This window comes from Pseudomonas sp. NY11955, from assembly GCF_048068035.1.
Lineage (GTDB): Bacteria > Pseudomonadota > Gammaproteobacteria > Pseudomonadales > Pseudomonadaceae > Aquipseudomonas.
Map to the genome: position 1 here is coordinate 70,201 of NZ_JBLUPS010000024.1, position 11,960 is coordinate 82,160.

Genomic DNA, 11,960 nt, shown 5'->3' on the forward strand with positions numbered 1-11,960 from the left:
CTTACCTATCAATAACTTACGTGGCTTCTTCGCAGCTACGGACCAATTTCGGACCAATCTGGAGTTTTTCCAGCTCCTGCCAGTCGTTGGACGAGTTAATCCAGCGCGCATAAGTCGATAAGAGCATCTGCACGCTATGCCCGAGCTGTTGGGCGATAAATGCGGGGTTGAGACCAGACATTAAGCATATTGTCGCATAGGTGTGACGGCAGTTGTATGGGGGGCGGTACCTGATCCCCAAACCTTTTAGGATCGGTCGCCATTGATGGTGCAGGTCCGAGGTCTGTTTTACGTGCTCTCCATTCTTCCCAGGCGGGAAGACGAACGGCGACTCGGTGAATTGACCTTTGCCCTGCCTGCGGCGCTCTACGTGTCGCTTGGCGAACTCCAGGGCATGAAGCGCTCTGTCGTTAAGCAGCACGAACCTATCCCTCCCGGTCTTCGTCCTTTCCTCAACCACCCCCAGTGCGATCGTTCGCCGCACGTGAACGGTCTTTTGGGTCGCGTCGACCGTATCCCAGCGAAGCGCCAGCCCTTCGGAAAGCCGCAAGCCGGTGAAGAACATGAATTCAAAGAACGCAGCGTAGATCTGGCTTGGCCAATGCTTGTGCTTGTAGAGCTCGGCGATGATGGCGTTGGCTTCGTCAAGGGTGAACGGATCGACCTCCTTCCTAGCGCGCGCCGGCAGCTGGATGGCCTCCGCTGGATTCCGAGTGATCAGCCCATCCATCACCACAGCGCGGAGAATGGTCGACAGCTTCACTATTGCGTTGCGCTTCACCGATGGAGACGTCCAGTTGATTGAGGCGATAATCCGCCTGAGCAGGGTGGAGGTGATCAGGTCAATGTGTACCAGGGCGAGGTGTGGCACCCAGTACAGATTCAGCGTGCCCTTGTAGTTCAGTTTTGTGCCGGCGGCGATCTCCCGACTGTCCAGCCATAGTTGGGCGTACTCGCCGAATGCTGGAACACCGCCCACGACAGCGGCGGAACTTGGAAACAGCTCCGTGTATTTGTCGTGGTCGAGCAGGTCGAGCTTGATCAGGCTGTTTACTTGATCGCGAAGCTGGGATGCAGTTTTGATGCCTTTCTGTGTCGCGGGGTAGGGAAGGGTTTCACTTCGACGGGTGCCTTCCCACATGAAGCGCAGCCGCAGTGACTCGTGGTGGAAGTCGATTCCTGCGGGAAAATCCACTGGCTTTCCAACCATTTGTCATACCTCTTTTTGCTGTAGATGGTCCGGCCACCAAGCTTTATCCAGACGCCCGCGGGAATCTTCCCATCCAGGTGTTGGTGTTCCAGGGAGCGCTTGTTTGTCTGCTCGGCGTCGCTCATACCGCCCCCATGACCCTGCGCACTCCTGCTCTACCAAATCACCTGCTTTGAGCTTCAGCGTTCCGCAGTTGCTACCTATGTCCTCGTCTGCGAACACAACTGTGATGTCTTCGGCAGGGGGCAGGGCGGACAGAGCCTTGAAGACCGGTACGGGCGCGTTCCAAGCCGTATCGAAAGACAGCGAGCAGCCTTCAACATCTATCTTCTAGCTGTAGGCGTTCCACTTGGTGCCCCAGGCATGGCGGGAGAAGTCCATGCAGTGCATGTATTCGGTCTTGCGGTGATTGCGAAGCATCTGGACGAACTGCTCGAAGTTTACGTCGCTGAGCTTCGTCACCGAGGATGTTTCCCTACTGTGCCGCTGCAGGCCGGCGAGCAGCGGGTTGTTGCTCAGGGGTAGATTGATTGCTGCCTCTGCAGCGGTCTCAGCCGCACCGCAGATACCGTCCCAGGGGAACGCGCCCTCGAACTTAATGAGCTTGCCGAAGTCGATTCGGCCGTCTCCGTTTGATTTAATCGGGGTTCAATATGAGGAGCGATATGGCCAAGAAAACTAGGAAGCCGTGGGGCTATGCAGCAGTCACCCTGATACCAACGGGTATCGGGTTCGCTTTCAGTGGGCTGATGACAGATCAGCCTGCATTCATCTACAGCGGTCTTGGTTTGGCCATACCGGGGGCGTTGCTTGCCGCGACGTATTTCCGGGCTGTACGCCGGCGAGCTTAAGTTGTAGAGAAGGGCTAGGAGTAAAGATTGACCTCGCTCGTTTGTCGTTGCACAGTTACAGCTGGTGAGGAGTACAAATGTTCTTTTGATGTCGCAAGGCCATTATTGGTATCGTAAGCGTCACCTAGAAATGCGATCATTCGGATCTCAATCCGAATGATCGAATGTGAGTGAGTTGCAGGACATGGATAAAAAGGATGTTGAGTTAGCGATTGGGCGCCTCCTAAAAGGAGAGCGTCCTTTCGGTTTTAGGCGCCCACGCTGGTATCTCATCACTGAGTATGGCGACCGATTGCCATTGAAGTACGTTTATGCAATGGCAAGTGGTCTAAATAGCCTTGATACTCACACAGATATAGCTAAGAAAGCCCTTGGGGAGTTGGGCTACACTTTTGTTGAGGACAGTGGTGGGTCTGCAGTCTCAGTAAGTTATTGGTGGGTCAATCACAAGCAAACTTATCAGGCCGAATTGGAAGGCGGTTACATATGGTCGCCTACAAAAAATTCAAATGGTGCTCGGAACCAGACTTACATCAACCTGACGCTGGTTAGAGCGGGTGACCTGGTATTTTCCTACGCCGGAGGGCAGATTCGAGCTATTGGTGTCGCGACCGCAGCCTATAGCAGCCAGGCGAAGCCCGAGGCTTTTGGCCAAGCAGGTCAGAACTGGTCGGATACCGGATGGCTGGTTCCTGTGGAATGGACTGAACTGGATCAAGCACTGTCGCCAAAAGATCACCTCACGGCCATTGCGAAGCTGTTGCCGGTTAAAAACTCGCCGCTCCAGGCAAGTGGGAATGGCAACCAAAGATGCTACCTCGCTAGCATCTCACCTGAGCTTGGCTCGTTTGTTCTCAGCCTGTCCAAGGCGACTGGGAGTGCCATCATAGAGCGGGTTAAGGAGCTTGAAGATCAGGTCAGAGCTGATGAAGTAGAGCGCGAAATCGAGTTAGACGAAGAATTGACTGCTACTGAGCGCGAGCAGTTGGTGCGCTCTCGTATAGGCCAAGGGGCATTTCGTCTAAAGGTATTGGATCATGAAAATTCTTGCCGTCTTACAGGTGTTTCCGATAGGCGCTTCCTAATCGCTAGCCACATCAAGCCCTGGAAAGATTGTTCGAATGCTGAGCGATTGGACGGGAGCAATGGTTTGATGTTGGCGCCTCACGTGGACAAGCTCTTTGATCGCGGTTGGATAAGTTTTCAGGACGATGGGGAATTGCTGGTTGCCGATACCGCTGAGGAAGTTGTATCGGCATGGGGGCTGGCGTCAGGCATGAATGTCGAGGGTTTCACACTGGAACAGCGACGCTATCTGAGCCACCACCGTTCATTGGTTTATAGGGGCAAGCTGTAGAAGCATGTACTGCTGGTTGCGTATCCTATCAATGGAGTCGACCTCCAGTATGCGGTGCTGCTGGGCCATGTTGTGGTCCTTGCGTGCAGGTGCCGCCCTCGCCGGGGTGCGTACTCAGTCAACTAGGGAATGTTAGTGCTGCGAGGGAAGTATGAGTAGATCGGATTTGATCATGTTGGTAGTAATTGGGCTGGGTCTTTTTGCTACAGGCCTGGTTTGGCGCCCCATGGTTGGGGATGGTGATAGTATAAAATATGCTCTAGAGTGTACTAGCTATATTGCAACGGCTGTGGCTGCAATCGTTGCAATAACTGCCCTTAGCGCATGGAGGGATCAGTTTAGGTATACTGAGCGCTTCAAGTGCTTAACTGAGCTAAAGGAGGCTGCAGCTGATTTAAGTGCTTTCAGTGAGTATCTTCATGATTATTACACTGCTTGCTTCAATAGCATCCCGAATGGTGGGACGCTCGTGTGGAAGCATTCAGATGATGGAAGCTTAGCTAAATGGTACAAAGCACTCGATAGATACAAGCGAGTGTGGACAACTGCAAGGGTTTTCTTGACTGAAGTTGAAATGGATTATTTTTCAGGCAAGCCTGAAGACTTTGATGATCTATATGCCAGAGCTTCGGTTTGCTTGCCCGCTTCTTTTGTTAATCACAAGGGGTCGCAAAAGCTAACGAAGCTTATGGAGTGCTATCAGGAGGTGCATCAAGAAAGCTGGGATCTTTACAAGTCTACCCTTAAGCAAGCTGAAGAATTGCTAAAAAAAAGTCGTTAGGCTTTGTTCAACGAGTTTGCCCTATGGCGAAGGCGCCGCCGTTCAGCTCTTCGAGGAGTTCGGTAGTATTGGTTGGGGTGGACATTGCTCGACTACTTGGGGCAAATACCGCTTGGCGGCAAAGTAATTTGGTGCTGGCGCCGCCCTCGCCGGGGAGGCGTTATCGTTGGATAAGGAAGGCGCTGGCGGGAAGCGCCGTGTAGTAATTTGTGGCGGTGTGCTTCGTTGCTTACCAAGCAAGGAGAGTGGTAATGAGATTGCGGGAAAGTCGTGCAGCTTTGAAGGAGTGGTTCATACCGAAGCGCAGGCGCTGGGTTGGCGGTGCGATGGTTGCATTCTGGGTTATCGGGCTGATCATCAACCCGACTATTCACTGGAGCTGGGGCAACATCGGTGGACTAGGTCTGTTCTGGTTTATCAGCGCTTGGCCGCCGGAGCTTTACGAGAAGCGTTAAGGCGTTGGCGGGCAGCGTCGGAGGGGCAGGCAGATAAGCGATTCTTGTGAGCCCGCAACGTTGAAGCCATCTCGGTGTTGCTGGATCGGTTTTCTGTGGGCATTGTGAGTTCGTCGGACAATACCCTCAAGTTCACGCCTGCTGCGCCGATGCAGTAAACACTTCCAACACGTGGTGTTCCCCTCAAATACGGACAGGATGGACTATGTACACAACACAGCAGGAGCAGCTCTCCCACGAACGCGACGCGATCGAAGAGGCCATTCGCAACGCCATCAAAGGTGCTGGCAAGGTCAACATCTTGGTCGCGGGAAAAACAGGTGTGGGTAAAAGTACGTTGATCAATACCGTGTTTCGTGGCGATTTAGCAGAAACGGGCTCTGGCCGCCCGGTGACGCAGAATACCCAAGAGATCACCAAGCCAGGGCATCCCCTGACCATTCTTGACACCAAAGGGCTAGAACTGAAGGACTTTGCCGAAATCAACGAAACGCTCGAAAAGGAACTGCGTGATCGGGCGGCCGACTTCGATGGTGAACGCCATATCCATGCTGCATGGGTATGCATTCATGAAGACGGCCGCCGTGTTGAGGAGGCCGAAATAAACCTGTGTAAACTCTTGGGCAGTTACAAGGTGCCAGTGATCGTTGTAATCACCAAGGCCCGCAATGACCAAAACTTCAGTAAGGAAGTCCGGGATGTCATCAAACAGGCCTGCGAAGTTGTGCGTGTCCGAGCCGTTACCGAGGAAATCGAGGTCGACGAAGAACGTATCTTTTTGCCAGTCAAAGGTATTGACGATCTGATCGCTGCGACCGCGAAGTACATCCCCGAAGCACAACAACGAGCCTACGCTAATGCCCTTTCCTCTAAGAACCAGGAGGGCCTGAAACAGAAAAAAAAGCAGGCTGAGCGTGAAGTGAACATGGCAGCAGGCTTGGCCGGCACCGCCGCCGCCGTACCTATCCCGTTTTCCGATGCCTTCGCGCTGGTACCCATCCAAGTCGGCATGCTGACCAAAATTGGAATTACCTATGGAATGGAAGTCAGCACAGCTGCTATCACAACGATGGTGGGCTCGATCATCGGTAGTTCGGCTGCTACGTTGATTGGTCGCGCGTTTGTCACCAATGCCTTGAAATTGATACCGGGTGTGGGGTCGGCGGCAGGTGGTGCGTTAGCAGCGACTACTGCGGTTGCCCTTACCAAAGCTCTCGGAGCCGCATACATTGCGGTACTGCATGACTTCTGCGAGCAGAAGCCTGGTGCCGAGCTAGACATTGAACTGATCACCAGCGAACTTAAGCGGCGAATGAAGTTTTCTTGAGCCTTTTCTGCGCACCATTAAAGAAACCGCGGTAATGCGCGGTTTCAGATAGCGAGAAAATGTTCTCGCTCGTATTGGTAGTCGTTCTTCTCCCACTCGCGTATCTGCGCCTGCCTTCGATGTAAATCTGCGTGCCCTTGCGTGTGTACTTGCCGGCGGTCTCCGCAATCTGCCAGGACAGCGCCACCCGGTGCCACTCAGTGCGCTCAACCTTCTCGCCCGATCACTTGTCCGTCCACTGCTCTCTGGCGGCCAAACTGAGGTTAGTCACCGCGTTGCCGTTCGGCAGGTAGCGCACTTCCGGGTCCCGGCCGCAGGTGCTGACCAGCATGACCTTATTTACCCCGCGGCTCATGACGAGAACGCTCCGGCCATGATGATCAGCACCAGTCGGGGCAATCGCGCCTTCGGCGTCGGTCGCTTCGGTCGTTGAGGAGCATACTGCCCGAATCAGTGCTGACGAGGCGGACGCCACTGCTATCAGCGGAGTGAGCAGCAGCCTTACTACCACCAACCAGAATGTCACCGCAGCGCAGCAGGCCGCCCAGGCCAGATGCCGAGGGCGTGAACAGCGCCCAAGCAGTCGCCATCAGCCAAACGGACGCGACAGTGAAGCAGCACGGCACTGAGCTAACTGCTCAGGCGAGCCGACTGGATGGGTTGTATGTCCAGGTGAACCCGGAGATGGAGGGTGACAGCACCGGCATGGCCGGCGCTGCGGGTGGCCTGGTCGGTGTGTGGACTGAGCAGCCGGCCCGGATCGAGGATGGCATTGCCATGGGCCGGCAGGTCGAAACAGTCCAGGCGCAGATGGGGCAGACCAATGCGTCGGTACAGCAGGTCAGCGAGGTCATTGCGGGTGTTGATGGCAAGGTGTCAGCCATGACCACGATCAAGGCAGAAACCATCTCAGGTGGCCGACGGGTCATGGCGGGCCTGGCTCTGGGAAGCGATGGCAGTACCAGTGAAATTCTGGCTTACGCCCAGCATTTTGCGATTGTCGACGAGTCATCTGGCCAGTTGGTCCTTCCGATTGTGGTTTCGAACGGTCAGGTGTTGATCAATCAGGAGGTGATAAACAAGGCGTTCATCCAGGACATCGTGGCCGGATTGACCATCCGCTCTCAGGCTCTCGATTCGCAGGGGCGGCCGCTATTGGAACTGAACTTCGTAACGGGGGCCGTGACTATCCGCGGGCAGGATGCCGAACTGAGTAAGGTTCGTCGATCAAGCCGCAACGGACCTCCGTGGCGCGGGTTAGCTGCCGCAGAAGCGTTAGCGCTCCTTGGCGTACTTCCGGAGTCATGCCACTGATCATTTCTTTCTCTTCAGCAATCAAATCGGTGCGGATCCGCTCGTACAGACTGATGCCGGCTTCGGTGACCTGGACGCGCACGGCGCGGCGATCTTCAGGATCGTCAATGCGTGTGACGTAGCCCTTGCGCTCCAGCGTATCGACCACGCGGCTGGCTGTGCTCTTGTCCAAAAACATCTCTTCGGCCAATGCCTGCAGACGCAGTGGACCTTGCTTTACTAGCGTTTCAACGGCGTAGTACTGAGTGACGGAAACGTCGTAGCAGCAGATACGGTCACGATCCCTGAACTGGTGAACCCGCACTAGCTGGTTTAAGGCCTCATACAGAGCTTCGGCGTCCTGACTCAGGTCGTCGTTACATTCGCGCGGCATATCATTTCCAATTGGTTGTTACTTACAACGATAGGTGGGATGAGCATGATCGTCAACTCGCCAGTCACCGGATTGACGGGTAGGGGATCGGTCGACTACCTTGGTTGTCACTACCAACTAAATAGGCAAGCTGCTGTGACACGATACGAAACGCACCTGCCAGTCAGTGAGAACCGTTATCGGTTGGTGCTCACTTTGGGCGTAACTCAAATCTTGGCTTGGGGGTCTACGTTTTACCTACCTGCTGTCCTAGCCGGCCCAATCACCCGAGATACGGGATGGTCGCTATCGTCTGTCGTAGGTGGATTATCCTGGGGCATGTTGGTAGCCGGTCTATGCGCGCCACTTGCTGGCCGAATGATTGATCGGCGTGGCGGACGTTATGTACTTGCCTTCAGCTCGTTTATGCTAGGCGCTGGGCTTCTAGTGATGTCTGTGGCGAGCAATTTGTGGCACTACTACCTGGCTTGGTCGCTATTGGGCGTGGCCATGGCCTCCGGCTTGTACGATGCGGCATTTGCTACGCTGGGCACGCTCTTAGGTGAGCGCGCACGGGGAGCAATTACTGGGCTGACCCTGATTGGCGGTTTTGCCAGCACTGCCGGGTGGCCTGCGATCGCTGCCCTGGAGTCGTGGATCGGCTGGCGGGAAACCTGTTTGATACTTGTCGCGGTGCATGTGCTGGTTGGTCTACCGATTCACTGGCTGGCTGTGCCCAAACCGACAGATCACGGAAAGCAATCAACTCCTGGAGCTTCGACCCCTCTTACACTTGATGAAGGTAGTCGCCGACTATTTTGGCTCGTTGCAGGGCTGATGACGGTGATTGCCTTCGTCATGGCCACTCTTTCCGTGCACCTGCTCACCGCGCTCAAGCAACTGGGGCTACCGGTAGTAACGGTATTGGCGGTTGGTATGGTAATTGGACCGGCCCAAGTGGTGGCCAGGGTACTGGAGTTCTCCATCGCTCGTCATCTTCATCCGAGCTGGTCTGCCCGTATCGGTGTGCTGGTGAGTTTGATTGGCATCTGTCTGTTTATTCCCGGCGTGCCTTGGTTGGCATTTGCCGCAGCAGCGCTTTACGGTGCCGGCATGGGCATTCTCACTATCGCGAGAGGTACATTGCCATTGGTGCTGTTTGGGGCGGAGGGGTACGGCACAAGAATGGGAGCACTGGCGCGGCCCATGCTCCTGGCACAGGCCGCAGGCCCATTAGCTGCGGCCCTAGTGTTGGGCGCACAGGGCGCCTCCGTGATGCTCTTGCTAACGGCGATGTTGATCGCTGTGGCGTTGTATTGCAGCTTTCGTCTGCCTATTCGATCGTCGAGTTGATACACCTCTAGGAGTGCGTCACGGACCGCCGAAGCTGGGGTCATTCAGCAGGAGTTCGTTCTAGTAGGGTGCTAGCGCATGGTTCTTGCGGCAGTTTTGCTACCGGTCCTGTGCCCCCTGAAAAGTCGCCGATGATTCAGAGCTAGCCGGGGTCATTCAAGAGTGGCCCAGCACGGCTAATTACGCTTCTTTATATACGCGGCCACCTCCATCCATGCGTCGGCAGCTACGGCTGAAGCCTCGCGACCTTTGTCGGTCAGCGTGTAAACCTTTCGGCCTCGACCGGCGACTGTCTCGCTTTGGACTGTAACGTAACCCCCTTGCTCAAACTCGCGGAGTACGGGGTAAATCGTGCCTTCTGTAGGGGCGCAGCACCCGTGAGTAGCCCCTTCGACTTCACGAGCGATTTCGTAGCCGTGCATGGGGCGCTCGTGCAACACGCTCAGAATGAAGAACTTGGAAAGGCTCATTTTGATGATGCCGTTCCAATACATTCGATCGGTGTAATCAATCACAGGTTTGGATGCCTTAGTGGGTTCTGTTGTTGACTTGGTCATGGTTGAAATTCAATCCAATGGCTTTCAGTGAGCCAGAAAATCCACTGCTCAGGTAAGACATTTCGTCGGCAGCGGATAAAAATACCTGTCAATACATTGATGGGTAATGTATGTTTCTGCACTATGCATTGAGCATCAATGCATAGGCCGATTGGGCCTCTTGCAATTCAGTGAGGCATCATTTCATGAGTAACTCGACGACTGACATTTCGACCCTGCAAGCCCCTAATTTGAAGGAAGAGGCGTTTGATTCTTCGATTGCTGACAAGCTTGAAGCTCGTCAGCCGATGAATCACCCACCTCGGATTCTAATGCTTTACGGATCCTTGCGAGAGCGCTCCTACAGCCGCTTAGTGACTGAGGAGGCTGCTCGGATACTGCGCAAGCTTGGGGCTGAAGTACGTATCTTTGATCCGGCAGGCCTGCCGCAGCCTGACACGGCTTCTCCTGATCACTCGAAGGTCAAAGAGCTGCGAGAGTTGTCCTTGTGGTCTGAGGGACAGGTTTGGTGCAGCCCTGAGCGTCACGGCAACATGACCGGGATCTTTAAAACCCAGATCGACTGGTTGCCTCTTTCCGAAGGGGCTGTACGTCCTTCTCAGGGTAGAACATTGGCCGTGATGCAGGTCAGCGGTGGGGCTCAATCCTTTAACACGGTAAATGCTCTACGGGTTCTGGGACGATGGATGCGTATGGTCACGATTCCGAATCAGTCGTCCGTGCCTCGCGCCCATCAAGAATTCGATGATGCAGGGCGTATGAAGCCGTCGCCTTACTATGACCGCATCGTCGATGTCATGGAGGAGCTGTTCAAATTTACGTTGCTGGTACGTGAACGTTCCGATTATCTGGTGGACAGATATTCTGAACGTGTGGAGCAAGCAGAAGAGCACCAGGCAGCGATTGCTAAAAACCTCGCTGACGCGATGTCAGGAGAGCGCAAATGAAAATTGCCTGGTTGTCTGATCTTCACTTAGTCGTGCCCGGAGGTGACCCCCCTCGGGGGGTTGATCCTGCCTTTAGAGCAAAGCTGTGCCTCGATGATGTACGTGCACGCCATGCGGATGCGGACCGCTTGATCATTACCGGTGACCTCATTCAGCTTCGCCATACAGGTGCATATGGGCTTTTGAAGGAGCTACTGGAGGAAATGCCGATGCCAGCCAGGCTTTTGGTGGGCAATCATGACGATAGGGCCGCGTTCCTCGAAGCCTTTCCAGATATGCCCAACGAGTTTGGATATGTGCAAAGTAGTGAGATGGTCGACGGTCACCAGCTGATTTATCTGGATACAGTCGCAGAGGGTGGCAAGCATCATGGGCAGCTGGACAATGTACGATTGCAGTGGCTTGATCGAGCACTGGGCCAGTGTGACTGCCCGGCCTTACTTTTTATGCATCATCCCCCGACTATGGTAGGCATTCCTGCGCTGGATAAAATGCGGCTGAACGAAGGCGATGCGGGGCTACTGGAAATCCTGCATCGCCACTCACATCGGTTGATTCACCTGTTCTGTGGCCATGTGCACCGTAGCATCTCAGGTACGTGGGGTGGCTTTCCCTATGCGGTGATGACGACACCACATGTTGGGTTTGAATTGGACATGCAACAGCACAAACTCCTACCAGTGGATGAGGCACCGGGCTATGGTGTGATCCAGCGTCTTGATAGCAGCATCATTGTTCATACACAGGTCATCAATGCGGCTGGCTCATAATCGTTCGGTCGGTGAGTGGCGGGTTGGTGGGAGGACGCGCGCTATCTCAGCAGGGGGAGCGGAACCCGGCGTATCCGCACCCGTAGAAGCGACCAGACCAAAGCAGCACACCCCCAAAAGACTGTATGGTGATGTTAGCGGTGGAGATCAAGGAGCTTACCTATCAATAACTTACGTGGCTTCTTCGCAGCTACGGACCAATTTCGGACCAATCTGGAGTTTTTCCAGCTCCTGCCAGTCGTTGGACGAGTTAATCCAGCGCGCATAAGTCGATAAGAGCATCTGCACGCTATGCCCGAGCTGTTGGGCGATATATGCGGGGTTGAGACCAGACATTAAGCATATTGTCGCATAGGTGTGGCGGCAGTTATACGGGGGCGATAGCGGACCTTGGTTAGTCTGCTGAGCGTGTAGGAGCAGCCTTGTGCTGCGAAGAGGCCCGTATGGCTGACAGTCATGTGTCGGCTATACGGGCCTCTTCGCAGCACAAGGCTGCTCCTACAAGGGCGCGGCGCCAGCCATGAAATGGCGCCGTGCCGGTCAGGCGTTACACCGCCAGCGCGCGCTCACGCAGTTCGCTGTTGAGGATGCGGTCGTTCTCGCTGTAATCGACCGGGCAGTCGATCACGTGCACGCCCGGGGTCTTGATGCAGTGCTCCAGCAGCGGCAGCAGGCCTTCGGCGCTT

Annotated in this window: 13 protein-coding genes and 3 pseudogenes; 8 read left to right on the plus strand and 8 right to left on the minus strand. The window is 54.9% G+C overall.

Features of this window, described 5'->3' with window-relative positions; genetic code table 11:
- Positions 1–16: 16 nt before the first annotated feature.
- The 3 genes from ACNFBR_RS28005 to ACNFBR_RS28015 are packed head-to-tail and all read right to left on the minus strand — an operon-like array spanning position 17 to position 1,672.
- The gene (locus ACNFBR_RS28005; RefSeq protein WP_416737742.1) at positions 17–1,210 is read right to left on the minus strand and encodes a tyrosine-type recombinase/integrase; all 1,194 of its coding nucleotides are present in this window, start codon (positions 1,208–1,210) and stop codon (positions 17–19) included.
- Between the two features lie 3 nt (positions 1,211–1,213).
- The gene (locus ACNFBR_RS28010; RefSeq protein WP_416737753.1) at positions 1,214–1,537 is read right to left on the minus strand and encodes a hypothetical protein; all 324 of its coding nucleotides are present in this window, start codon (positions 1,535–1,537) and stop codon (positions 1,214–1,216) included.
- A 3-nt stretch (positions 1,538–1,540) separates the two neighbouring features.
- Complete coding sequence (locus ACNFBR_RS28015; RefSeq protein ID WP_416737743.1) at positions 1,541–1,672, minus strand: hypothetical protein; 132 nt, start codon at positions 1,670–1,672, stop codon at positions 1,541–1,543.
- 555 nt (positions 1,673–2,227) lie between these two features.
- Here ACNFBR_RS28015 and ACNFBR_RS28020 point away from each other — a divergent pair.
- The 4 genes from ACNFBR_RS28020 (at position 2,228) to ACNFBR_RS28035 (ending at position 5,981) form a co-directional block, all read left to right on the plus strand.
- The gene (locus tag ACNFBR_RS28020) at positions 2,228–3,418 is read left to right on the plus strand and encodes an HNH endonuclease (protein ID WP_416737744.1); all 1,191 of its coding nucleotides are present in this window, start codon (positions 2,228–2,230) and stop codon (positions 3,416–3,418) included.
- Positions 3,419–3,590: 172 nt separating this feature from the next.
- Positions 3,591–4,199 carry a hypothetical protein gene (locus ACNFBR_RS28025; RefSeq protein WP_416737745.1) on the plus strand — a complete coding sequence of 203 codons (609 nt, stop codon included), beginning with the start codon at positions 3,591–3,593 and terminating at the stop codon, positions 4,197–4,199.
- 251 nt (positions 4,200–4,450) lie between these two features.
- Complete coding sequence (locus tag ACNFBR_RS28030) at positions 4,451–4,654, plus strand: hypothetical protein (RefSeq protein ID WP_416737746.1); 204 nt, start codon at positions 4,451–4,453, stop codon at positions 4,652–4,654.
- A gap of 205 nt (positions 4,655–4,859) precedes the next feature.
- Positions 4,860–5,981: a GTPase family protein gene (locus ACNFBR_RS28035; protein WP_416737747.1), complete on the plus strand. Its 1,122-nt coding sequence runs from the start codon at positions 4,860–4,862 to the stop codon at positions 5,979–5,981.
- Between the two features lie 83 nt (positions 5,982–6,064).
- Here ACNFBR_RS28035 and ssb read toward each other — a convergent pair.
- Positions 6,065–6,336 (minus strand): annotated as a pseudogene (gene ssb, locus ACNFBR_RS28040) (single-stranded DNA-binding protein); the annotation flags it as partial.
- Between the two features lie 455 nt (positions 6,337–6,791).
- Between ssb and ACNFBR_RS28045 the strand changes: the two are divergent.
- A pseudogene (locus ACNFBR_RS28045) lies at positions 6,792–7,031 on the plus strand (phage tail tip fiber protein); the annotation flags it as partial.
- Between the two features lie 136 nt (positions 7,032–7,167).
- Here the strand turns inward: ACNFBR_RS28045 and ACNFBR_RS28050 are convergent.
- A complete protein-coding gene (locus ACNFBR_RS28050; RefSeq protein WP_416737748.1) occupies positions 7,168–7,668 on the minus strand; it encodes a MarR family winged helix-turn-helix transcriptional regulator in 501 nt (166 codons plus the stop codon).
- A 45-nt stretch (positions 7,669–7,713) separates the two neighbouring features.
- Between ACNFBR_RS28050 and ACNFBR_RS28055 the strand changes: the two genes are divergently transcribed.
- Positions 7,714–9,000, plus strand: coding sequence for an MFS transporter (locus ACNFBR_RS28055; RefSeq protein ID WP_416737754.1), 1,287 nt, complete (start codon positions 7,714–7,716; stop codon positions 8,998–9,000).
- Positions 9,001–9,176: 176 nt separating this feature from the next.
- Here the strand turns inward: ACNFBR_RS28055 and ACNFBR_RS28060 are convergent, their stop codons facing one another.
- Positions 9,177–9,557 (minus strand): PadR family transcriptional regulator, encoded by a 381-nt coding sequence (locus ACNFBR_RS28060; protein WP_416737749.1) that lies wholly within the window; start codon positions 9,555–9,557, stop codon positions 9,177–9,179.
- 185 nt (positions 9,558–9,742) lie between these two features.
- Here ACNFBR_RS28060 and arsH point away from each other — a divergent pair, with 185 nt between their 5' ends.
- Positions 9,743–10,504, plus strand: coding sequence for an arsenical resistance protein ArsH (arsH, locus tag ACNFBR_RS28065; protein ID WP_416737750.1), 762 nt, complete (start codon positions 9,743–9,745; stop codon positions 10,502–10,504).
- Positions 10,501–11,274, plus strand: a complete 774-nt coding sequence (locus ACNFBR_RS28070) for a metallophosphoesterase (protein ID WP_416737751.1) — start codon at positions 10,501–10,503, stop codon at positions 11,272–11,274. Before arsH ends, ACNFBR_RS28070 begins: the two co-directional genes overlap by 4 nt.
- 171 nt (positions 11,275–11,445) lie before the next feature.
- Here the strand turns inward: ACNFBR_RS28070 and ACNFBR_RS28075 are convergent.
- A pseudogene (locus ACNFBR_RS28075) lies at positions 11,446–11,652 on the minus strand (site-specific integrase); the annotation flags it as partial.
- A 169-nt stretch (positions 11,653–11,821) separates the two neighbouring features.
- Positions 11,822–11,960 (minus strand): hypothetical protein (locus ACNFBR_RS28080; protein WP_186723264.1); only part of this gene is annotated, 139 nt, incomplete at its 5' end.